Annotated in this window: 15 protein-coding genes; 10 read left to right on the top strand and 5 right to left on the bottom strand. The window is 52.6% G+C overall.

The window, feature by feature from the left end; translation table 11 throughout:
• Positions 1-15 precede the first annotated feature (15 nt).
• The 8 genes from ACETPC_RS09830 to tssG all read left to right on the top strand — a co-directional run bounded on the left by ACETPC_RS09830 (position 16) and on the right by tssG (position 11,995).
• A complete protein-coding gene (locus tag ACETPC_RS09830; protein ID WP_380180852.1) occupies positions 16-1,800 on the top strand; it encodes a hypothetical protein in 1,785 nt (594 codons plus the stop codon).
• Positions 1,772-2,881 (top strand): T6SS immunity protein Tli4 family protein, encoded by a 1,110-nt coding sequence (locus ACETPC_RS09825; protein WP_380180850.1) that lies wholly within the window; start codon positions 1,772-1,774, stop codon positions 2,879-2,881. The genes ACETPC_RS09830 and ACETPC_RS09825 overlap by 29 nt, the downstream gene beginning before the upstream one ends.
• Before the next feature lie 211 nt (positions 2,882-3,092).
• Positions 3,093-4,202: a T6SS immunity protein Tli4 family protein gene (locus ACETPC_RS09820; protein ID WP_380180848.1), complete on the top strand. Its 1,110-nt coding sequence runs from the start codon at positions 3,093-3,095 to the stop codon at positions 4,200-4,202.
• Positions 4,203-4,365: 163 nt separating this feature from the next.
• Entirely contained in the window at positions 4,366-4,626 is a 261-nt protein-coding gene (locus ACETPC_RS09815; protein WP_380180846.1) for a PAAR domain-containing protein, read from the top strand.
• A 2-nt stretch (positions 4,627-4,628) separates the two neighbouring features.
• On the top strand, positions 4,629-5,744 hold the full coding sequence (locus ACETPC_RS09810; protein ID WP_380180844.1) for a hypothetical protein: 1,116 nt from the start codon (positions 4,629-4,631) through the stop codon (positions 5,742-5,744).
• A gap of 179 nt (positions 5,745-5,923) precedes the next feature.
• Positions 5,924-9,181 carry an ImcF-related family protein gene (locus ACETPC_RS09805; RefSeq protein WP_380180842.1) on the top strand — a complete coding sequence of 1,086 codons (3,258 nt, stop codon included), beginning with the start codon at positions 5,924-5,926 and terminating at the stop codon, positions 9,179-9,181.
• Between the two features lie 7 nt (positions 9,182-9,188).
• A complete protein-coding gene (gene tssF / locus ACETPC_RS09800) occupies positions 9,189-10,952 on the top strand; it encodes a type VI secretion system baseplate subunit TssF (protein ID WP_380180841.1) in 1,764 nt (587 codons plus the stop codon).
• The gene (gene tssG, locus ACETPC_RS09795; RefSeq protein ID WP_380180839.1) at positions 10,907-11,995 is read left to right on the top strand and encodes a type VI secretion system baseplate subunit TssG; all 1,089 of its coding nucleotides are present in this window, start codon (positions 10,907-10,909) and stop codon (positions 11,993-11,995) included. The genes tssF and tssG overlap by 46 nt, the downstream gene beginning before the upstream one ends.
• A 55-nt stretch (positions 11,996-12,050) precedes the next feature.
• Here the strand turns inward: tssG and fumA are convergent, their stop codons facing one another.
• Positions 12,051-13,697, bottom strand: a complete 1,647-nt coding sequence (gene fumA / locus ACETPC_RS09790; protein ID WP_380180837.1) for a class I fumarate hydratase FumA — start codon at positions 13,695-13,697, stop codon at positions 12,051-12,053.
• A 79-nt stretch (positions 13,698-13,776) separates the two neighbouring features.
• On the bottom strand, positions 13,777-15,276 hold the full coding sequence (locus tag ACETPC_RS09785; protein WP_380180835.1) for an anion permease: 1,500 nt from the start codon (positions 15,274-15,276) through the stop codon (positions 13,777-13,779).
• 589 nt (positions 15,277-15,865) lie between these two features.
• Here ACETPC_RS09785 and ACETPC_RS09780 point away from each other — a divergent pair.
• Complete coding sequence (locus tag ACETPC_RS09780) at positions 15,866-18,646, top strand: flavocytochrome c (RefSeq protein ID WP_380180833.1); 2,781 nt, start codon at positions 15,866-15,868, stop codon at positions 18,644-18,646.
• A 21-nt stretch (positions 18,647-18,667) separates the two neighbouring features.
• The gene (locus tag ACETPC_RS09775; protein ID WP_380180831.1) at positions 18,668-19,624 is read left to right on the top strand and encodes an FAD:protein FMN transferase; all 957 of its coding nucleotides are present in this window, start codon (positions 18,668-18,670) and stop codon (positions 19,622-19,624) included.
• On the opposite strand, the gene dcuR is transcribed toward ACETPC_RS09775, so the two are convergent.
• Genes dcuR through ACETPC_RS09760 form a run of 3 tightly spaced genes read right to left on the bottom strand, consistent with a single transcriptional unit; the run spans position 19,605 to position 22,943 of the window.
• The gene (gene dcuR, locus ACETPC_RS09770) at positions 19,605-20,318 is read right to left on the bottom strand and encodes a two-component system response regulator DcuR (RefSeq protein ID WP_380180829.1); all 714 of its coding nucleotides are present in this window, start codon (positions 20,316-20,318) and stop codon (positions 19,605-19,607) included. The two genes, ACETPC_RS09775 and dcuR, sit on opposite strands and share 20 nt — an antisense overlap.
• On the bottom strand, positions 20,315-21,919 hold the full coding sequence (locus tag ACETPC_RS09765) for a sensor histidine kinase (protein WP_380180827.1): 1,605 nt from the start codon (positions 21,917-21,919) through the stop codon (positions 20,315-20,317). The genes dcuR and ACETPC_RS09765 overlap by 4 nt, the downstream gene beginning before the upstream one ends.
• A gap of 46 nt (positions 21,920-21,965) precedes the next feature.
• The gene (locus ACETPC_RS09760; protein ID WP_380180825.1) at positions 21,966-22,943 is read right to left on the bottom strand and encodes a LysR family transcriptional regulator; all 978 of its coding nucleotides are present in this window, start codon (positions 22,941-22,943) and stop codon (positions 21,966-21,968) included.
• Positions 22,944-23,284 lie beyond the last annotated feature (341 nt).

Below are 23,284 nucleotides of genomic sequence, written 5' to 3'. Positions count from 1 at the left end.
AGGAGAAAATATAGCATGGCTAAAATTATTATGGCCCCCAGGGAAGAAAACAAAATAGCCCGAGTTGAGATCAATGACTATCGTTTTATCCCGGTGATTTTTATTCCTGGTATCATGGGGAGTAACCTAAAGACTAATGATAAAAAAAACATAGTTGTCTGGCGTTATGACAGTAATGCGTCTCTACTTGGCTGGGCTACTCCCTTTTCAGGGGCAGTAGAAAGGAAAAATGTGCTCGATCCCAAAAAAGTTGAGGTTGATGACAGAGGGGATATTGTTTCAACCTATCTTTATGCTAAGGAAGTTGACAGGTTAAAAAAAGAACTATCAACTAACTATAATTATATGGAATATGAAGGCAAATATCAAAAAATAAAACAGTTAGAAGAAAATGATCCGGAAACTAAATTGTTTGGCACCCGAAGAAGTCGGGGATGGGGCGAAGTAGCGGCCGCCAGCTATGGCACATTTCTGGATTCGCTGCAAAACCTGTTGTTTCACGAAAAGCCGGACTGGGATAAACCCTTAGGCGAAAAGTTTAAAAGCCTGCTTAACCAGCCTTTAGGTACAGAATACTGTTGTGAAGGAAATGAAGATAGCTTAAATGAAAAAGATCTGGATGTCATAAAAAAATATTATTATCCGGTTCATGCCATGGGCTATAACTGGCTGGGTTCTAATAAAGATTCTGCGAAGCGTTTAGATCAAAAGATTACTGAAATTGTGGCGGGTTATAAAGCCAGATCGATAAAATGTCATAAAGTCATTTTGATTACCCATTCTATGGGGGGGTTGGTTGCCCGCTATTACTCAGAATGTCTGGTAGATGAAAAGAGTAATGCACTAAACCGTGGTAAAAAAAATGTTTATGGCATTATTCATGGCGTAATGCCGTCTACCGGCGCGGCTGCTGCCTATACTCGTATAAAACGCGGTACGGAAAATCCGGAATCAAGCCTGGTCGGCTATGTTACTTCACATATTCTTAGCCGTGATGCGGCAGAGATGACGGCTATCTGTTCGCAGTCGCCGGGTCCGCTGGAGCTTCTCCCTCCGGCTGAATACGGCAGCGACTGGCTTAAAATAACTGACAGGCATGGTAAGACTTTTTTACCAGTTGAAGACGACCCTTACGCTAACGTTTATCTGAAAAGAGACGTATGGTGGAAATTAATGGATGAGAATTTATTGAATCCACTAAATAAAAAAATGGATAAAAAGCAAATAGAGGATGACTGGGTGATATATCAAAACTTAATAAAGGATACAATAAAATTCCATAGGGATATTTTAAATAAATACCATATTAACACCTACTCTTTTTATGGTAAGGTTAATGGTGATATTATTCCTGAAGCATATCGTACTCAGGAAGTGGCCCGTTGGAAAGGAAACCTGGCTACAGGAGATGTAAAATTACTTAAGAAAAAGGCCTTAGATGACGGACGGCTATTGCCAGAAGAGATAATGGAGAAAAGAACGGTGGTTGATAATCTTTCAGAGTCAGAGAAAGCATGGCGAGCCAGCGATCAGGCCAGGGGAAGGCTTAAAAACCACTATAAAAATATTGCCTATATAGGTCAGTGCTTTACTCTTCAGGATGCCAGTGAAAATGGCGATGGTACTGTTCCGGTAAGATCCGGGCAAATACCTGATAAATTTATTAAAGAAAGATTGAGCTTAAATATTGCGCATGAGCCGGCTTACCGTCACGAAATTAGTCAGGCTTTTACGCTAAGGTCCATTATTAAAATTGCGCAGGAGGTTAATCATGATGCAGAAATGGCGTGGAAAGATTAAAAGCAAAAAAACGGTGGTTACTGTCAGCTTGTTAGTTGTTCTGATGTTGCTGGGGTCGTCGGGGGTGTTGTTACAGGCTAAAACAGGCAGGGATTATAGTTTAAATAAAAAGGAAGCAGAGATGGTAGACTTATTAACAAAAAACGGCAGAGCAAGATATATGGGCTACTATTCCGTCGAGTTGCCGGAGGACTTTACCCCCATGCCCGGAATGTTTATGCTTATACACGGAACTAAACAGAACGAAATTGAAACGGATAAAAAATATTATCCTGCCTTTCAGAATTATTTAACCAATTATGAAGCTGATCTAAACAAAAAAAGTGTACTTAGCAAAGAAGATTTACCCTTTATAAAAAATATTTATCCCTTATCAGCAGGAATGAAAGGTGTCATATTTGAGCATATAGAGGAAGGTCGGGAAGATGCATTCCGGCTACTTGACGGCTTTAAATGGGAGGGTGATACCTTATTTTCAGTGAAAATAAAAGCCTCCGATGGTAGGGATAAAAAATATGATAAAGACAGGCGGCTTTTTGGAAATATACTGATTAATAACGTGCCCGAAAAAAAGGCACAGTTGCTAACCTTATTAAAGTCCTTACAGCCCAGAAAAGACAGCGAGCCACCGGAAAAAGGCAGGCTGGCGCTAAAATATGCGCAAATCGACCCGGCGCTGCTTGGTGGATATGAGTTTTCCTATGCCTATATAAACAGCAGGGGAGTAGAAGTAGTTCTGGGTACGGATAACAGTGAGTATACGGGTGTTCCGTTACTGGAAACAGACCCAAGAGTAATGGAAATGTCGCGCGGGAAAACAATTTATAAAGGCAGGCGCAACGTAAATGGCCTGGAAGTTTCTGAATGGCTGATTAGTAGAGTTTATAACGATATCGGCAGTTCCGGGATTGAATACAGCTTTACCCTGAACATTCACCAGGACAAAGCGAACAACAGCTCACCGTTGTCGCTGATAATGAACTACACCACGCAGCAAAGGGCCCGGGAGGATATTCTGAGCGAGGCGGAGCTGGTTGCCCTATGGCAGCATATAACCGAAACGATTAAATATTATAAATAGTAAACGGGTAAAGATATCAGCGCTGTGCTGACAGGCTTTATTCACTGTCGCGAAGTTCACCTGCTTTCCTGCTCGTCTGTTCTGAAAAGATAAAAATGAAAATGACGGCTATTTTTATAACAACATCTGACCAAAGCCTTTGTTTGAAGAGGCCCTGTGTTACAAAATCAGCCAGGCGTTTACGTTCGGATATTAATACAGGAAGTTAACCATGATGCAGAAATGGCGTGGAAAGATTAAAAGCAAAAAAACGGTGGTTACTGTCAGCTTGTTAGTTGTTCTGATGCTGTTAGGGTCGTCGGGGGTATTGTTACAGGCTAAAACAGGCAGGGATTATAGTTTAAATAAAAAGGAAGCAGAGATGGTAGACTTATTAACAAAAAATGCCAGGGCAAGATATATGGGTTATTACTCCGTCGAGTTACCGGAGGACTTTACTCCCATGCCCGGTATGCATATGCTAACTCATGATTCAGACAATAATAAAATAGAAATTGATAAAAAGTATTTACCTGCTTTTGAAAGTTTCCTTATTAGCTATGAGGAAAAGCTAAAGAATGAAAATGTGTTACGACGAGAAGATGTACCTTTTTTAAAAAAAATACATCCACTTCCTATAGGGATGAAAGGTATAATATTTGAACATACAGATGGACTTCGCGAAGATGTCTTCCGATTACTTGATGGCTATAAATGGCAGGATGATACCTTGTTTTCAGTAAAAGTTAACGCTAAAGACGGACGGGACAAAAAATACGACAAAGACAGAAAAGTTTGGGGAAACACTTTGGGTTACAACGTGCCCGAAAAAAAAGCACAGTTACTGACCTTACTAAAGGCCTTACAGCCCAGAAAAGACAGTGAGCCACCGGAAAAAGGCAGGCTGGCGCTAAAGTATGCGCAAATCGACCCGGCGCTGCTGGGCGGATATGAGCTTTCATATAAATATCAAAACAGTAATGAAATAAAAGTAATACTGAGTACCGATAACAGTGAGTATACAGGCCTGCCGCTGCTGGAGACAGATCCACGGGTTATGGAAATGTCAGGCGGCAGCACAATCTATAAGGGCAAACGCCAGATCAATGGTCTGGAAGCTTCCGAATGGCTGATCAGGCGGGTCATCAATACTCCCGGCAGTTCCGGGAGTGAATATGCCTTTAAAGTATATATTCATCAGGATAAAGCGGATAACAGCTTGCCGTTAAGAATGACGCTACGCTACACCACGCAGGAAAGAGACAGAGAAAATATTCTGAGCGAAGCGGAGCTGGTTGCCCTATGGCAGCATATAACCGAAACGATAAACTACCTTAAGTAATATTGCTTAAATTTTGCTAAAAAGGTGATTTATAATTTCCAATTGGATGTCTTTAATAGATTTAACTTGCTTAAAGAAGAAAAAGGCACTTAAAATTATTTTACAGGTATCTTTGTGAAAGCCGAATGGAAGCAACAAAAGATACCAATAAGGAGGAAATATTATGCCTGCATTGGTTCTGCTTGGCGACAGTAATACACATGGAGGAAAAGTAATTACCGCCTCCTCTACACTTTTTATAGAAGGAATACAGGTCGCTCTGGTAAATGACCTTGTTTCCTGTCCTTTTCATGGTGTCAACAGGATTATTGAGGGGGATGCAACAGCCATGGATAACGGCGTGCCCATAGTGGTAGATAACTGTCTGTGCGAATGCGGTTGTAAAGTAAAAAGTTCCTCACCTGAAAACAGCATAGAGTCATAATTATGTCCTGGCCCATTCCTGAAATCCCTGAAAAAAAGATGCCTGTAAAGCCAGATTATAAATTTTGGTTGGCTATTCTGCTGGCTTTTGTGTTTATAGGAGGAACTGTTTCTTTGTTTGTTACTGGAGCAGTCAATTATACTCAAATTCTTATAAAAGGCATTCTTCCGGCCGTTTTACTTTGGTTCTGTTTTTTTGCTTTTTACTATAGTCGATACAGCCATGTTAAAAACGAGGCAGCTTTATGGAATCAGCAAAGTAAGCAGATCAAAATCCAATGGCAGAAATGGAGCAAAAAGCAGCTGACTGTCGTTGCCAATGTCATTTTTACTCCTGAAGAAAAGGGAATGTGCGCATTGCTGAAAGAGCCTGGCGAAATACCTGCATGGCCTGAAAAAGCCAGGCCATTACATTCTTCTTTTGAAACGCCATATCAACTACTCGCCTGTATTGATAATTTATGTGAAAAGCAATGTCCAGGATATAAAAAGCAACTAAAAAAAGTAAGGGTAATTTCAAACGTAGGCTCAAAATATCATCTTGCCGGTTACGATATAGCTCATTTTTGGGGCATCACGCCAGAGTATGCAGATACCGTCGAAAGGTTTTATCCGGATTATAGTGAGCAAGGAAAAAATCTAACGTTACTATTATGTCTGCAGTGCTGGCAAAAAGAACACAGCGTACAATACAGCGAGTTTGTGACCGCTCAACTGCTGATGTCAGAACCTGGTATCGACCATCCAGGTTACAAAGTCCAGGCTGGCATAGGTCGTGTTTTATCAAACGTTAGCCTTGAGAAGGCGTTAAAAATGCTTTTTGACTATAATGAAATTGCCAAAAATGCATTGCAGTTCATATGGTATTCAAACTTAAAAAAAGAAGATATAAGCCGTCTTTCAGGATATGCTGTATCCGAGCAATGGGAACTCTTTGAGGCGTTCCCCTTTCGCTCGCTCGACCATTCTTTTGGCCCTCCTGGTCCCTTAAATTTTCCTGTAGCTGTTAGCTTGATCTCGGACGTCGCATCACAAACCAGGAAGCCACAGTTATTTATCACTAAAGATAAAGTCGGTAGCTATTTACTTTGCCTGATTACACCGGAGTTACTCTTATGACAGGGAATGTCAAGATACCACAAGTTCGTTATAGCATTACCGGTTATATCATCCTGATATTGGCGTTGGCGGCTTTAAGCGCGTTTATATTATATTTTTTTCAGGGCAGTCCCGTTACAAAAGAGCAAACTATTAAACCAGCCTGGATTATTTGGGGCAACGTGTTTCTGGTTTTGTTGGTGAGCGCAATCCTTGTCCGATTCTGGTCAGGGTGGAAAATAAAAAAGCAGCAGGCTATTTTTCAACCTGAAACGGTTCTACAAGTTGCAGAATCACCCTCTGCTAAGCATCTCGCCGATGTTGGCGATGAAAAGTTTAAAACGCTTCAGCGTCATCTTCGCCACCGCCACGGCCTGCTCTGGCCTTACAAAATCCGTCTGCTGTTGCTGACAGGCAATCAGGAAGATGTCGAACGGCTGGTGCCGGGTCTGGTTGAAAATCGCTGGCGTGAAGAGGCAGGCACAGTGCTGTTATGGGGTGATGCTGCACCAGCCAACACTGCGACAGAGTGGTTAAGAAGCCTTCGCAAACTACGACGACGCCCGGTGGATGCGTTGGTATGGGTTACTTCAGCGCTGACAATGTCGGAAACTTTGCACAGCCTGGACGGTGATAAACGCCTCTCTGCCCAAGAACTGAAAGCCAATTCAGACCTTTTGCAGAGGATGGCGGATACCCTAAACACCAGGCTGCCGCTTTTTGTCTGGTCGTTGTACGATAACGGCAAAGTTCCTGCGCCTCAGGCGGGCTGCTATATAGCCGATGCCGACCCTCTGCCTTGCCTTACTTCGCTGGCACCTGCGCTGGCCGTTCAGGGGGCGCAGCTTGCAGGTAAAAACAGAGCTAATCATTTTCTTCTGTCGCTGGCTGTTCAGCTCAGAACGATGCCGCAAAGTATTACCAGGCCGCTCGAAGCTTTAGCTGCCTCAAATCGGCCGTTAGCGGGTCTCATCTTTAGCGCTTATTCACCTGCCGCTGCTTCTCCGGCTTCCTTTGCTCTGCTCAACGACTTCATTACTGCGTTACCCCCTGGTCTACAGGCCAGGCGCAATAGTTCAGTATGGGAAAAGATGCTAAAACCTTTTGCCGCTTCGCTACTGCTGCTATGGGGTTTGGGCATGGCGATGTCGTGGTTCCTTAATCGTAACCTTATCCATCATGCGCTGCTGCAGACACGACAGGCCGAAGAGATCTGGCGCAAGGCTAGCGAAAAGCAGCAGAGAACGCCTGGAAACACGCAGCCGCAAGTTCGCAGCGTTCAGCAGCAGCTGCATGACCTGTTAGCTCTACAGCAAACAGTGGCGAAGTTAGATTATCGTTCGCAACATGGTGTGCCGTGGTACTACCGTTTCGGGTTAAACCAGAATGATCGGTTAGCGAGCGAGTTATGGCCTCGCTACGGGCAGAGCGCGATGTTGCTGCTGCGCAATGCGGCGGCGGCACGGCTCAGGCAGCAGCTCACCACATTGATCTCGCTATCGCCAGATAGTCCACAGCGTGCGGCGCTCATCAGTCCGGCATACGATCAACTGCGTCTGCTGCTGATGCTCAGCCAGCCAGTTCGTATGGAGCCGGAATATTTTACTATCACGCTGATGAAAAACTGGCCGCATCGGAAGGAAGTAAGTAACGGCTTCTGGCAGGGGAATGGTCCCAAAATGCTGCGGTTTTATGCTCAGAACCTGCCGCAACATCCGGAATGGCGGCTGGCGGAGGATAAAGCGCTGCTTGCTGATGTACGGACGCTGCTGCTGCACGAAAGCGGCCTGCGTAATAGTGAACTTTCTCTCTACCAGAAGCTGCTGGCGCAGGTGGTACGTCAGTATCCCGATCTGCAGCTTCAGGATATGACTGGCGAAACGGATGCCAGCGCGCTTTTTTCTACGGAACGGGTCGTGCCGGGCATGTTTACGCGCCGCGCATGGGAAGAAACGGTCGCGCCCGCAATTGAGAAAATTTCCCGTGAGCGGCGAGAGGAGTCTGACTGGGTTTTAAATGAGGGACGTCAGCAGCAAAAGGAGCAAACCAGCGCGGAAGAGATCAAAGAGCGGTTAACAGCGCGCTATTTTACTGACTTCGCTGCCAGCTGGCTGAATTTCCTTAATAGCCTGAACCTGCAAAAAACCACAACGCTGACCGAAACTATCGATCAACTGACATTGATGGCTGATGTGCGCCAGTCACCGCTGGTGGCGCTGATCAATACGCTGGGCGTGCAGGGCCGGACAGGCCAACAGCAGCAGGCGCTTTCTAATTCGCTGGTACGATCCGCTAAAGAATTATTTAACTCTGAAGGTAAACCGCTGATTGACGCCGGTACCACGGAAAGCAATGGGCCGCTGAATACCACTTTTGGCCCACTTCTGGCGCTGACCGATCGGCAGGGTGAGCGTGGCAGTACCGGCCTTAGCCTGAACGCCTATCTGACTCGCGTCATCCAACTACGGCTGCGTCTACAGCAAGCGACGGGCGGCGCCGATCCCCAGGCGATGATGCAGAAGCTGGCACGTACCGTTTTTCAGGGCAAATCGGTAGATTTAACCGCTACCCGCGATTACGGCAGCCTGGTAGCGGCGAGCCTGGGTCAGGAATGGAGCGGTTTTGGACAAACAGTTTTTGTCCAACCAGTGGAGCAGGCGTGGCAAAAAGTGTTGCAACCAGCGGCAAGAAGCCTGAATGAACAGTGGCGCACCCATATTGTCAACGACTGGCAGCGTAATTTCGGCAGCCGCTATCCGTTCAAATCCGCCAGCAGCGACGCCTCGTTGCCGCTGCTGGCGCAGTATCTTAATGCTAACGATGGCCGTATTGCGCGCTTTTTACAGTCGCAGCTCAACGGCGTATTGCATCAGGAAGGTAGCCATTGGGTGCCGGACGCGGTGAACGCCCAGGGCCTTCGATTCGATCCTGTTTTTTTGCGAGCGGTCAACCTGCTTGTCGGGTTGGCGGATGATGTTTTCACTACGGGCGAAGCCGGACTGCATTTCGATCTGCGGCCAGGCACAGCGGCGGGCGTGATGGAAACACGGCTAACGGTGGACGGGCGCAGACTGTTTTATGTCAATCAAAGACCGGAATGGCATCGATTCGCCTGGCCGGGCGATACGGAAGCGCCGGGGGCTTCGCTGAGCTGGATCAGTACCCGCACAGGCATGCGCCAATATGCCGATCACAGGGGCGCCTGGGGCTGGATCCGGCTGCTGGATAGCGCGACGATAACGCCCTATGCGGGCATCAGCAATAGCTGGCAGTTGCGCTGGCAAACATCAGATGGGCTGGCTTTGAACTACACGCTGCGTACCGAGTCAGGAGAAGGGCCGCTTGCACTGTTGAAACTGCGCAATTTTAGGCTGCCAACGCAAATTTTCCTGACCGGAGACGAAGCGGAAGTGGCTACCTCTGCGATGAATTCTTTCATTCTGGACCCGTCATACTGAGGAAAACATGGACGATCTTACCTTAAAATATTTTGATGCTGAAATGCGTTATCTGCGTGAGGCGGCGCAGGAGTTTGCCCGAGCGCACCCCGACCGGGCGGCAATGCTTGATCTGGATAAAGTCGGCACGCCGGACCCTTTCGTCGAGCGTCTGTTCGAGGGCTTCGCTTTTTCTATGGGCCGCCTGCGCGAAAAAATTGATGACGATCTGCCAGAATTCACTGAAGGCTTGATGGCGCAATTATGGCCGCACTACCTGAAAACTATCCCGTCGCTTTCCGTGGTGGAGCTGCTGCCTGATGTTGCAGCAATGAAGATTGCAGAAACAGTGCCAGCCGGACTGGGTGTTTTTTCGCAACCGCTCGGCCCGGCCGAGACGGTTTGTCATTATCGTACTACCCGCGACATTGTCCTTAATCCGCTACGGCCCGTAACCACCAGGCTGGAAACAGAGCCGAACGGTCGCTCGCTGCTGCGGCTTCGTTTCACCAGCAGTCCGCAAACTGACTGGACACAGCTCGATCTGCGCCAACTTCGCCTCTGGCTGGCCGCCGAAGCGCCAGTCAGCAGCCTGCTCCACCTGATGCTGACGCGCCGGGCCGCCGCTGTTTACCTGCGTTTGCCACAGCAAACGGAGCGTATACTGGTGGAAAGCTGGTTTTCGCCGGGCGGTTTTGCACCGGAGGATAACCTCTGGCCGCAAAGCGAGGGCGCTTTTAGCGGCTGGCAGCTGCTGCTGGAATACTTCACCTTTCGCGAAAAATTCCTGTTCTTACAGCTTAACGGCCTGGAGCAGATTGCTTTTCCCGTCGGGACTACAACTTTCGATCTGGAAGTTGTTCTCAGCCAGCTATGGCCGCATGATTTGCCTGTCCCCGCCAACGCGCTACGGCTGCACTGTGTACCGGTAATCAATCTATTTCCGCTTGAGGCCGATCCGCTAACTATTAACGGCCTGGAGAGCGAATATCTACTGCGTCCACGCCGTCTGCAGGATGGTTACACCGAAATCTGGTCTGTAGACGCCGTGAGCGGCTCGCAAAACGGCAGCGAAACGCAATGGGCGCCTTTCTCCAGTTTTCGCCATAAGGGCGGCATGGTGCGTCGTCATGCGCCCGAGCGCTATTTCCATACACGGGTACGCCGTGGCGTCAACGGACTGCACGATACCTGGCTAATCCTGGGCGGCGAAAAATGGGAAACAGATCTTCAGCTGCAGGAAGAGACGATTTCGCTACGCGTAACCGGCACCAATGGCCAGTTACCGGCTCGCGCTCTGCAAAGCACGGTTTTAGATCGCTGCGAGCAGCGGCTGCAAACGCCGCTGCGGGTGCGTAACCTGTGTAAGCCGACGTTACCGATTTATCCACCAGTCGAGGACCGCTTTCACTGGCGCGTACTGAGTCATCTGGGCAGCAGTTTTATGAATATGATGAGTAGCGCAGAAGTACTGCGAAGCGTGTTGGAACTTTATAACTGGCGAGAAGACGAGTTGAATAACCGAAGGCTGGACGCCATTCGCGACGTGAGTCAGCACCAGATCCAACGCTTTGAGAAAGGTTATTTATTGCGCGGCCTGGAAATAGAAATCACGTTGGACAGCAAGGGGTTCTGTGGTGAAGGGGACGTGCACCTCTTTGGCGAATTGCTTAACCGCTTTTTCGCGCTCTATGCCGATATCCATCTTTTCAATCAGCTTACGCTTATCGTCCAGCCCGAAGGAAAATGCATTCGATGGAAAGAGAATCACAGTCAGCGTCTGCCAGGCTAATCGCCCGGTTAGGAAAAAAACTCCCGCAAACCAATTTTTACCGTTTTTGCCAATTGCTGGAGCAGATCCAGCCCGAACGGCCGGTACCCGGCAGCGACTGGCGACTGCAGGACGAGCCAATACGCTTTCGACCACATCCTGGTATGGGATTCCCCGTCGCCGAACTAAAAAGCGCGGAACAACCGGAGGAGTCAACGCTGCCACCAACGGTAAGCGTTACTTTTATGGGCCTCTATGGCATTGAGTCGCCTCTGCCGACAGCTTACATCGACGACATTGCCTGCGGCCGGGAAGGCTATGAAGCGGTCAGTGGTTTTCTGGATATATTCAATCATCGCATGATTAGCCAGTTTTACCGCATCTGGCGAAAATATAACTGGCCCGCCACTTTTCAACCAGGCGGCACCGATACTCTCTCGCGTTATCTGCTTAGTCTTGCCGGACTGGGCGTCCGGGGATGTCTGGAAAATGTCGCGACACCCGCGTCTCGCTTTCTGGCGCTAAGCGGCCTGATGCGACTGCCGGGCAGGCCAGCCGAAGGGCTGGTGGCGCTGGTTCGCCTGCTGGCGCCAGACACTGTGGCGGAAGTTGTGCCACATGACCCGCTACGCATTGCCCTGGCGGGCCGCCTGCCGATATCGGCGAAACGTCTCACTAATCTGGCGAGTCGTCCGGTTATGGGCAGCTTCGCCACTGACGTGAACAGCCAGATCCTGCTCCGGCTGAGTACGACAAATGTTGATGAGGCGAAAGCCTGGCTGCCCGGCGGTCAACTGCATAGCGATTTGTTGGCGCTACTGCATGTCTGGTTAGGCGCTCGTCTGCACGTGCGTATGACACTGAGCCTGGCGCGATCGCTGCTGCCGAACGCTTCGCTTTCCTGCCGGGCTGGTGTAATGCTGGGACGCACCGCTGTCTTGCGGCGACAAGGTAAAGCAGAAGATGACAATGAAATCATCACTATTGGTCTGGGGCGCTATCAGCGCTTCCGGGAGAATTATTATCGGAGGAAAACCGATGAGCAGGGCGACTATCGCTGGTAGCGTACGTTGGCCCCGCTGCTCTTTAAGCCCCTTGCTCTACAAGGGGCTGATGCCGCTATTTCCCACACTTCCCGCACTGGTTCTGCGCGATCTGCGCAAAGAAATCGTTGCCTTTATCGTCGACCAGGATAAAGGCCGGGAAATCTTCCACTTCGATTTTCCACACTGCCTCCATACCCAATTCCGGGTACTCCATACACGCCAGACTCTTAATACTTTGCTGCGCCAGCACCGCCGCCGGGCCACCGATGCTGCCCAGGTAGAAGCCGCCATATTTGTGGCAGGCGTCCGTCACCTGCTGGCTGCGGTTGCCTTTCGCCAGCATAATCAGGCTGCCGCCGTTGGCCTGTAGCCGATCGACGTAGGAATCCATCCTGCCAGCTGTGGTAGGGCCAAGCGAGCCGGAAGCGTAGCCCTCTGGCGTTTTGGCCGGGCCGGCGTAATAGACCGGATGATCCTTTAAGTACTGCGGCAGGCCTTCGCCTCTCTCCAGCCGCTCGGCGAATTTCGCATGGGCAATATCGCGCGCCACGATAATGGTGCCGCTCAGCGACAGCCGGGTGGAAACCGGATAGCGCGACAGCTGCGCCAGCACCTCTTCCATTGGCCGGTTCAGATCCACGCGATGCGTTTCGCCTTCGCCCTGCTGGCGCAGCTCCGCCGGGATATAGCGGCCCGGGTTATCCTCCAGCTTCTCTATCCAGATGCCGTCGCGGTTAATCTTCGCCTTGATATTGCGGTCGGCGGAGCAGGAGACGCCCATGCCGACCGGGCAGGAAGCGCCGTGGCGCGGCAGGCGGATTACGCGGATATCATGGGCGAAATATTTGCCGCCAAACTGCGCGCCCAGCCCCAGCTTCTGTGCCGCCGCCAGCAGCGCCTGCTCCAGCTCGCGATCGCGGAACGCCTGGCCATGCTCGTTGCCCTCAAACGGCAGGCCGTCATAATAGTGGGTCGAGGCCAGCTTGACCGTTTTCAGCGTGCTTTCAGCCGAGGTGCCACCAATCACAAAAGCGATATGGTAAGGCGGGCAGGCTGCTGTACCCAGCGTGCGCATTTTTTCCGTCAGCCAGGCTTCTAACTTGCCGGGGTTGAGCAGCGCGCGCGTTTCCTGCCAGAGATAAGTTTTATTGGCGGAGCCGCCGCCTTTGGCCATGCACAGGAATTTGTACTCGTCGCCGTCCACGCTATAAAGGTCAATCTGCGCGGGCAAATTAGTGCCGGTATTGATCTCTTGGTACATATCCAGCGCGACATTTTGCGAATAGCGCAGGTTATCCTGGCTATAGGTGTTATAGACGCCCAGCGATAGCGCCGCCTCATCGCCGCCGCCTGTCCAGACTCGCTGGCCTTTTTTGCCCATAATAATGGCGGTGCCGGTATCCTGGCAGGTCGGCAGCACGCCTTTTGCCGCAATCTCTGAATTCCTTAAAAACTGTAGCGCGACATATTTGTCGTTCTCGCTGGCCTGCGGGTCGTCCAGAATGGCGGCAACCTGGCGCTGGTGCGCCGGGCGCAGCATAAAGGCCGCGTCGTGAAACGCCTGCTGCGCCAGCAGCGTCAGCGCCTGCGGCTCAACTTTTAACACCTGCTGGCCTTCAAATTCGCTAACAGAAACATGCTCGCGGCTTAGTAAATAGTATTCGGTCTCGTCAGAGGCCAGCGGAAAAGGGGGCTGATAAACGAACGGTTTAGTTGACATTTTACTCACCTGGTAAGCCGTAGCGCGGGCTACGGCAAGGCTGGAAGAGAGCTGGCGGTCGGGGCCACCAGCTAAAAAATCAGAACATCATTACCATCCACGGATAGGCGATCAGCATCATGCCGCCGAGGAAGATGGCACCGAAAATGGTGCCAAGACGCCAGTAATCTTTGGTTGGCAGATAGCCGCTGCCGTAGTAAATCGGGCTGGGGCCGGTGCCGTACGGGGTGATAATCCCCATCACGCCCAGCGACGTCACCATCATCAGGCAGTAGACCGGCATATTGATGCCGGGAATAGCGGCGGCGATAGTCAGCATGGCTGGCAGCAGCGCGGTGGTATGCGCAGTGGTGCTGGCAAACAGGTAATGCAGCAGGAAGAATGCCACCAGCAGCATCACGGCGGCCACCTGCGGATCGATACCTGTCAGCAGCTGGCCGCCTTCTTTGCCCAGCCAGGCGATAAAGCCGACGCGCGCCAGGCCATCCGCCAGCGCCACCAGAGTGGCGAACCAGGCAAAGGTGTTCCAGGCGGGTTTATTGCTGGTGATATCGTTCCAGTTCAGCACGCCCGTCCACAGCATCAGCACCACTACCAGCAGCGCGGCCAGCGCCGGTTCTATCCAGCTGGCGGCGAAGATCCACATTAGCAGCGCGCAGCAGACAAAGATCAGCAGCAGGATCTCGTTGCGCGAAAGCTTGCCCAGTTTCTCCAGCTCGCTTTTTGCCCAGCGCGGCACCTCATCATTGATTTTCACCTCTGGCGGATAGAACCAGTAGGCCAGCAGAGGCATGGTCAGGATCAGGAGCACGCCCAGCGGCAGGAAGGCGAGGAACCAGCTTCCCCACGAGATATCGAAGCCAATGATGTTTTTTACCAGCGCCAGCGCCAGCAGGTTCGGCGCCAGCGCCGACAGGAACATCGAGCTGGTAATACAGGCGGCGGTAATCGCTACCCACATCAGGTAGGAGCCGATTTTACGCGCGCTGGGGTCGTTCGGTTTCGAGCCGTACAGCGGCGGCAGGTTGGCGATAATCGGATAGATGGTGCCGCCGCTGCGCGCCGTATTGGAAGGGGTAAAAGGGGCCAGCAGCAGATCGGCGAAGGTGATGGCATAGCCCAGCGTCAGGCTGCGGCGGCCAAGATACTTCACCAGGATCAGCGCCAGCCGGCGGCCAAACTGCGTTTTGTCATAGCCGGCAGCGAACATAAAGGCGCCGAAAATCAGCCAGACCGTAGAGTTGCCGAAGCCGCTGACCGCCCACTTAAAAGATTGCGTGGCGGCTTTGAATTTCGGGTCGGCCAGCTCTGCCGGACTGAACAGCAGCCAGTGGCTGAACAGCGCGATGACCACGACGCCGGTCAGGCCGATCACCGCGCCGGGCAGTGGCTCGAAGATCAGGCCGACAATCACGCCGACGAACACGGCGAAAAAGCGCCAGGCATAAGGCTCCAGTCCGCCGGGAACCGGCGTCAACAGAAGCAGTACCGTGACCAGCACGGGGAGGAAAAGCATAACCAGATGTTTTTTGGATCCCGACGAGGCGGGAGAGTCACTCGGCGTTGATTTAAGTTTCATAGTGATGGTCTGCAAGTTGTCGGAAATAAATTGAATGCCCCGGTTAAATGCCGCCTTTATTTGGCCGGTTCTCAGCCTGGCTAATTGACCGTGGCCCTGGCGACAGGATGACCTTTTTAAACAAGTTTTTAACATGCCATTAAGGAACTGTGAAGATGATGCAGGTCGCCCTGAATAATAATATTGATCTGGATCAATAAATATTTCCAGAAAAAATTCTCTTTTTTCAGGTAATTCACTTTCCCAAACTCACTCTGTAAAAATGTTACACATTTTACGCTTCTGGTGTTGCATTTTTATTTCCTGAAATAACTGGCACTAATTATAACTATCTGTTTTAAATGGTTTAATTATCAGGCCCTGATGAGTATTTGCTTTTGCTTAACTTATGGGTAACAATCAATAGTAAGAGATAATCCTTATAATGCCGTAATTAACCGCGATAATTTAAAAAGTTTAATAACTAAATTAACTGAAATTATAAAATTAAAATTGTTATATTCATTCCATAAAGCAGTGCCCGTTAATTACTTCATGATGTTTCTTATGCAGCACGGTTCAAAAATTTCTAATTTTGGAGTCGATAATAATGAACACGCTCACCCCGATCCTCAATCCATTGACGCTGCCGAACGGCGCCGTATTAAAAAACCGGCTGGTAATGGCGCCGATGACCACCTGCACAGGATTTTACGACGGCACCGTTACCAGCGAACTGGTGGAATATTATCGCGACCGCGCTGGCAGCCTGGGTGCGGTGATCGTGGAGTGCTGTTTTATCGACCCTAAAGGCCCCGCTTTTCCCGGCGCGATCGGCATTGATAACGACAATAAAATCGCCGGTCTGGCACGTATCGCCAGCGCTATCAAATCAAAAGGTTCGCAGGCGATCCTGCAAATTTATCACGGCGGCCGCATGGTCGAGCCGGAGCTGATCGGCGGCAAAACGCCGGTAGCGCCCAGCGCCATCGCTGCACCGCGTGAAGGCGCTACCACGCCGCAGGCGCTGACGGGCGAAGAAGTCGAGGTGATGATCACCAAATTTGGCGATGCGGTAAACCGCGCTATTAAGGCTGGCTTCGACGGTGTGGAACTGCACGGCGCCAACACCTACCTGATCCAACAGTTCTATTCGCCTAATTCTAACCAGCGTGACGACCAGTGGGGCGGCAGTCGCGAAAACCGTACGCGCTTCCCGCTGGCGGTGCTGGAAATTACGCATAAGATGGCCCGGCGGCTTGCTGATGATACCTTTATTATCGGCTATCGCTTCTCGCCGGAAGAGCTGGAAGTGCCCGGCATCCGTTTTGACGACACCATGTATCTGCTGGAAAAGCTTGCCGCTCGCGGTCTGGACTATGTGCATTTCTCGGTGGGCCAGCTGCTGCGGCCATCCATCGTCGACACCAGCGATCCCACGCCGTTAATCACCAAATTCCGCGCGATGCGTTCAGAGACCCTGGCGAAGATCCCGGTAATCGGCGTCGGCGGCGTAGTCAATAAATCGGATGCTGAAAGCGCGCTGGAACACGGCTTCGATCTGGTTGCCATCGGCAAAGCCTGCATCGCTTATCCCGACTGGGCCGACCGTATTATCCGCAACGAGCGGCTCGAACTTTTCATCGACAGCAACCGTCGTGAAGAACTAAACATCCCGGAACCGCTGTGGCGTTTCTCGCTGGTGGACGCGATGATCCGCGATATGAGCGTGACCGGCCGAAAATACAAGGCTGGCGTCTATCAGGAAAAAGTCGAAGCGGAAGCGCTGAAGCTGAAAATCAACGTCGCGCTGGATACCGACCGCATTACCGATATTACGCTGGTGCCGGACGACACGCTGGATGTGGATTTCACCACCACCTTTGAAAACCTGCGTAACCGTATTCTGGTCGCCAACAGCCCGCATGTGGACGCCATCACCGGCGCGACGACGCAAAGCGAGGCGCTGAAAAAAGCGGTTTCGCGCGCGCTGGCTACCTCCAGCAAAGAGCAGGTGATAGAAGAGGGCGGCAATCCGCAGGCGCCGCAGAACTATGATGTAGTGGTGATCGGCAGCGGCGGCGCAGGCCTGGCGGCGGCCATTCAGGCGCATGATGAAGGCGCACGCGTGGCCATTATCGAAAAAATGCCCACCATCGGCGGCAACACCATCAAGGCTTCGGTCGGCATGAACGCTGCCGAAACCCGCTTCCAGAAGCTGAAAGGCATCAAGGACAGCAAAACGCTGTTCTATGAAGAAACCCTGAAGGGCGGCCACTTCAAAAACAATCCGGTGCTGCTGAAAGAGTTTGTGGAGCTGGCGCCGGAAGCCATCGAATGGCTGGCGGCGAAAGATATAGAGCTGAACGATATCACCATCACCGGCGGCATGAGCATAGATCGCACCCATCGCCCGGCTGACCGTTCAGCAGTAGGCGGCTTTTTAATCAGCGGCCTGGTGAAAAACATCAACAAGCGTGAAATCGAAGTACTGCTGGAAACCACCGTTGAAGAAATTATTTTCGCCGAGGGTAAAGTGACCGGCGTGAAGGTGGTGGATGAATACTACGATAGCCGCATTCTCAACGCCCGCAGCGTGATCGTCGCGACCGGTGGCTTTAGCGCCAACCGCGAAATGGTGACTAAATACCGGCCGGAGCTGGATGGTTTTGTCACCACTAACCATAAAGGTGCGACCGGCAGCGGCATAGCGCTGCTGCAAAAAATCGGCGCCGGCACGGTGGATATGAAAGAAATCCAAATTCACCCGACCGTAGAGCAAACCACTTCCTACTTAATTTCAGAAGCTATTCGCGGCGGCGGCGCTATCCTGGTCAGCCAGGCGGGCCAGCGCTTCTGCAACGAAATGGCGACCCGCGACAAGGTGTCGGCCGATATTATCGCGCTGCCGGAGAAAAGCGCCTGGGTGATTTTCGATGAGCAGGTCAGGCTGAACAACAAGGCCGCTGACGAATACCTCGCCAAAGGTTTTGTGGTCAGCGCGCCTTCGCCGCAGGAGCTGGCGATAAAACTCAATATGGATCTGCATGTGCTGCTGGCGACGCTGGAGCGCTACAACCTCTTTGTTGATAAACAGCAGGATGAAGATTTTGGCCGCCAGACCGCGCTGCGCCATCCGCTGAACCAGGGGCCGTTCTATGCGATCCGCGTTGCGCCCGGCGTGCACCATACAATGGGCGGCGTCACCATCAACAGCGATACGGCGGTGCTGGACGAGCAGCAGCAGGTCATTGCTGGTGCCTGGGCGGCGGGCGAAGTGGTGGGCGGCATTCACGGCGGCAACCGCATTGGTGGTAATGCCATCGCCGATATTATTATCTTCGGTACGCTTGCTGGCCGTCACGCAGCCGATTTCGCCCTGCATCACTAACGTCAGCCAGCGAGGTTAAAGATGCAGCAGCCCTGTTCTTATTCGGCGGTACTGATGGGATCGCCGATCCTGCTGAAGCTGGCGCAGCATGATGAACGGCTGGCGCATGATGTGTTTCGCCTGATTCGCCAGCAGGAAAACCTGTTCACCGTTAACCGCGCAGGCTCACAGCTTATGGCAATCAACGCTGCGGCGGGCAAGCATCCCGTCGCGGTCAGCGCTTCGGTTTTTGCCTTGATTGAGCGCGCCAGGGAAGTGAGCCTGTTGCCAGGCTGCTGTTTTAACTTCGCTATCGGGCCACTGGTTAAACGCTGGAAAATCGGGTTCAAAGGGGATAGCGTCCCGCCAGCACACGAACTGAAGGCGCTGCTGGCGTTAACCCGACCTGAACTTGTGCAGCTGGATAAGCAACAGCACACCGTGTTTTTGCCAGAAGCGGGAATGGAGATCGACCTGGGAGCAATAGCCAAGGGCTATATCGCCGATCGTGTCAGGGATTTTCTGCATCAGCAGGGCTGTTACTGCGGCCTGATCAACCTTGGTGGCAACCTGCAAACGCTTGATGCGCCTGAGGGCGAAACAAGCTGGGCGATAGGCCTGCAAAAACCCTTTGGTGAACCGGGCGCGTTAATCGCTACGGTAGCCGTCAGCAACAAATCCGTGGTGACATCGGGCATTTATGAACGCTATTTCGAGCTGGATGGCCGCTGCTATCACCATATCCTCGATCCGCAAACCGGCTATCCGCTGGATAACGAGCTGCTGAGCGTGACCGTGATCTCCGACAGCTCGCTGGATGGCGATATTTTCACCACGCTGCTTTACGGGCTGGGCGTAGAAAAAGGCCTGGCTTTGCTAGCCGACTATCCGCAAATTGAGGCCGTTTTCGTTACCAGAAAGCAGCAGGTGGTGCTGGCGACGCAGCAGCCTTTCCGGCTGCTGGACGAAAGCTATCAGGTTATTGACAGTACTGCTTAAGCAGCTCGCTGTATTCCGCCTGTAGCCGGTAGCGGTAAACCGGCCTGCCGGTCGCGCCGTAGTGAATGCTGGTAAAAAGGATATTGCACTGTGCCAGCCAGATCAGGTATTTACGGCAGGAGACGCGCGAGATATTAACGGCGGCGGCCAGCTCGTCGGTAGAGAACTCTTCCGCCGGATGCGCGTCTATCCACTGGCAAAGCGTGCGCAGCGTCTGCGGCGTTAAGCCTTTCGGCAGCCGCTTGCCGTCGGTCGAGGCGGCCTGATCGCCGTGGATCAGCCGATCGACATCGGCCTGCTGATACCAGGGCTGGCTGTCCATCAGCGCCTTGCGGCGACGCCAGCCGGTCAGCGCCTCTTCAAAGCGCGAAAACTGGAAAGGCTTAATCAGATAATCGACTACCCCATAGTGCAGCGACTGCCTGACGGTATCGGCGTCCGCAGCCGAGGAGATCACAATCACATCCACAGCCTGCTTCGCCTGGCGCAGCGCGGGCAGCAGATCCAGGCCGCTCTCCTGCTGCAAATAGATATCCAGCAGGATCAGATCTACGCCGCCGTGCAGCGCCATCTCCTTTGCCTGTTGCAGCGTGGAGGCTACGCCCGTACAGTGAAATCCCTCCAGCTGGCCGATATAACAGCGGTTTAACTCTGCGACCATGGCGTCATCGTCGACGACTAACACGTTAATCATGCGCTTTTGTTTCCTCTATCCCAGGGCATCTGGACTAAAAATTGCGTATAAACGCCGGGCTCGGACTCTACAATAATTTTCCCGCCAAGGCTTTCAGTTTGTTGTTTTACCAGAAATAAGCCCATGCCCCGATCTTCGCCTTTGCTGGAGACGCCTTTGTTAAAGATAGCATCCAGCCGCGCTGGCGGAATGCCCGGCCCGTCGTCGCTGACCTCGCAGGCCAGCCAGCCGTTCTGGTAGTGCAGCAGCACGCTGATTTCGCCGCCGGGCTGGCCTTCCGCCGCATCCAGCGCGTTTTCGATCAGGTTGCCCAACACGGTGATCAGCGCGCTTGACTGGGTTTCGCTGCCGCAGTCGGGCAGCAGGCTCTCTTCGCTGATAATCAGCCGATGGCCCAGATCGGCGGCTCGCTCGATTTTGCTCAGCAGAAATCCGGCAATCACCGGCGACTTAATCTTCAGCAGCAGCGAGCCGATCTCCGTCTGGTAGCTGTTGGCCGTCTTGAGAATATAGCTTTCGAGCTGCTGGTAGTTTTTCATATGCAGCAGGCCCAGGATAACATGCAGCTTGTTCATAAATTCGTGCGAGCGCTCGCGCAGCGCATCGACATAGTTGACCAGGCCATCCAGCCGCTGCACCAGCTGGCTGACTTCGGTTTTATCCCTGAAGGTACAGACCGCGCCGATAGTTACGCCTTTGCTGCGTACTGGCATAGTGTTGCTGAGCAGTACACGGCCCTTAAAGTGCAGCTCTTTGTCGCGCTGTGGCGTGCCGCTTTGCAGCACCTCGCGCAGATTAGCGATTAGCGGGCCGGGCGCCTGATCCTGAGGATGGCGCGCTTCGGTGAAAAGCTGCTGCGCGGCGCGGTTGATCAGCGTGACCTGCGCCCGATCGTCTACCGCAATAACGCCTTCTTTGACCGATTGCAGCATCGCCTGGCGCTGCTCGAACAGCATGGAAATCTCATAAGGCTCCAGGCCAGAGAGCACACGGCGGGAAGCCCTGACCAGACAATAAGTGCCAATCGCGCCCGCCAGCATCCCGAACAGCGCCGTCCAGAGCACCGACCAGCGGCTGCGGGCGATCTGCTGCGCCACTTCGCTTAATGAAATCCCGACCGCCACCACGCCGATTTGCCGCTGCTGCGCGTCATAAACCGGCGTAAACACCCGTAGCGCCTGCGCAAGCTGACCGCGGTTCACCGAAACATTTTCACGTCCGGCCAGCGCGGGCTGCAAATCCTCGCCGATAAAGTGGCGGCTGATAGCGTTTTTATTGGGATGGGAGTAGCGGATGCCGCGCATGTCGGTCACCACTACAAACAGCAGATGGTTGCTCTGCTGCACGGCCTGGGTCAGCGGCTGAATAATATTGCGGTCTGGCGGCAGCAGCAGTCCGCGCTGGATTTCGGCGGAGTCGGCCAGCGTGCGGGCGACGGCCAGCGCGGTATCCTTAACGCTGGTGCGGGTAATATGGCTGATCTGAAAAAAGTAAAAAAGATGTACGATCAGCAGTACGGCTGCCAGCACCGCGCCGACCATCAGGCTGACCGAAGTGCTGAGTTTAAGCGGCCGCTTACGGGACGGCGGAAAAGTGCTCATTATCGCTCCATAACATTGACGAAAGCCTGTAGCCGCCGAATTGCTATCAGGCGAGGGCGCCTGATGTAGTGTGGCTTAATGCGGGTTTGCTGAGGCGTAAGGCATCCGCGGCTATCTCTTCGCGCAGTAGCGCTATCAGCTCGCGCAGGCCCTGGGGTACCCGGCGATGGCCGGGATAGTAAAGATACATGGCTGGCTCAACGGGCGACCAGTCGGGCAGCACCACGCGCAGAGAGCCATTCAGCAACTGCTCGGTTACCCGGTTTTCCAGACAGTAAGCGATACCCGTTCCGGCAAGCGCCAGCTCCAGCGCCAGCGTGGTTTCGCTAACGCAGATTTGCCCCGGCACGTCGATAACACGGTAGTCGTTGCCCTGGCGAAACTCCCATTTATAAATCACGCCCTGGCCGGTGCGCATGCGAATACAGGAATGCGTGCGAAGATCTTCAGGCTGCGCGGGCTGGCCCCGATGATAAAGATAGCGCGGCGAGGCGACGGCTACCCATTTTAGTTCCGCGCCCAGCTTCACGGCGACCAGATCTTGCGGCACCGTACCGCCAAAACGAATCCCGGCATCGAAGCCTTCCGCCACGATATCGACCATGCGGTCATCCACGCAGACCTCTACCTCGACTTCCGGGTATTTGCTGAGAAACTTTGGCAGATAGCGGCCAACTATCAGCCGTGCGCCGTCGCTCAGCACATTAAGGCGCAGGCGACCAGCCGGACGATCGCGCATGCGGCTAATCTCGTCCAGCGCATCGCCGATTTCCTGAAAGCCGACGTTCAGCCGCAGCGCCAGACTGGCCCCGGCCTCGGTAGGGAAAACGGTGCGGCTGGTGCGATTAAGCAGCCGCACGCCCAGCCGGGTTTCCAGATTGCGGATGGCGTGGCTCAGCGCAGAAGTGGTGATGCCCAGCTCCACGGCGGCTTTGGTAAAGCTGCGCAGCCGCTCCACCATACGAAAGGCGTTCAAATCGGCAAGATCGCTGCGCGACAGCGCGGCGGTAGATTTTGCGGGCATAGCGCGTTATCCCAAAGATGAGCCAGATTCAATGCTGAATGGAAAGCCATAGCAGCCTGGCGGCGATAAAGGGTGTTAAGTTTAATGATATTCATCGTTGGGAAGCAACCTCAGATGCGGTTAACGGACGGCGGGCAGACCAAATTCCAGGCCGATCGTATTCAGTCCTGCACCGTTTACAGGTCATGTCTTAACCTTCAGCAAAATAATTTGTGGTCTCGGAAAAACGCCATCCGGTTCAGCACATTAGAGTAAGAGATACTGTTTTTACTGCCAGCATTGAAGGTCAGTTTATGGCCGCAAAACCCCAGAGAAAAAATTTGCGCCCAGGCTATAAACAA

Source organism: Pantoea sp. sgz302252 (genome assembly GCF_042610525.1).
Taxonomy (GTDB): Bacteria; Pseudomonadota; Gammaproteobacteria; order Enterobacterales; family Enterobacteriaceae; genus Erwinia.
Note: the sequence above shows the minus strand (reverse complement) of the source record. Positions and strands in the feature narration are given on the sequence as shown.

Bases quoted from the DNA above. Each gene is read 5' to 3' on its own strand.
- ACETPC_RS09810 (WP_380180844.1), top strand. From the start codon at position 4,629: ATGTCCTGGCCCATTCCTGAAATCCCTGAAAAAAAGATGCCTGTAAAG.
- ACETPC_RS09760 (WP_380180825.1), bottom strand. From the start codon at position 22,943: ATGCCCGCAAAATCTACCGCCGCGCTGTCGCGCAGCGATCTTGCCGAT.
- ACETPC_RS09825 (WP_380180850.1), top strand. From the start codon at position 1,772: ATGATGCAGAAATGGCGTGGAAAGATTAAAAGCAAAAAAACGGTGGTT.
- dcuR (WP_380180829.1), bottom strand. From the start codon at position 20,318: ATGATTAACGTGTTAGTCGTCGACGATGACGCCATGGTCGCAGAGTTA.
- ACETPC_RS09820 (WP_380180848.1), top strand. From the start codon at position 3,093: ATGATGCAGAAATGGCGTGGAAAGATTAAAAGCAAAAAAACGGTGGTT.
- ACETPC_RS09830 (WP_380180852.1), top strand. From the start codon at position 16: ATGGCTAAAATTATTATGGCCCCCAGGGAAGAAAACAAAATAGCCCGA.
- ACETPC_RS09775 (WP_380180831.1), top strand. From the start codon at position 18,668: ATGCAGCAGCCCTGTTCTTATTCGGCGGTACTGATGGGATCGCCGATC.
- ACETPC_RS09765 (WP_380180827.1), bottom strand. From the start codon at position 21,919: ATGAGCACTTTTCCGCCGTCCCGTAAGCGGCCGCTTAAACTCAGCACT.
- fumA (WP_380180837.1), bottom strand. From the start codon at position 13,697: ATGTCAACTAAACCGTTCGTTTATCAGCCCCCTTTTCCGCTGGCCTCT.
- tssG (WP_380180839.1), top strand. From the start codon at position 10,907: ATGCATTCGATGGAAAGAGAATCACAGTCAGCGTCTGCCAGGCTAATC.
- tssF (WP_380180841.1), top strand. From the start codon at position 9,189: ATGGACGATCTTACCTTAAAATATTTTGATGCTGAAATGCGTTATCTG.
- ACETPC_RS09785 (WP_380180835.1), bottom strand. From the start codon at position 15,276: ATGAAACTTAAATCAACGCCGAGTGACTCTCCCGCCTCGTCGGGATCC.
- ACETPC_RS09815 (WP_380180846.1), top strand. From the start codon at position 4,366: ATGCCTGCATTGGTTCTGCTTGGCGACAGTAATACACATGGAGGAAAA.
- ACETPC_RS09780 (WP_380180833.1), top strand. From the start codon at position 15,866: ATGAACACGCTCACCCCGATCCTCAATCCATTGACGCTGCCGAACGGC.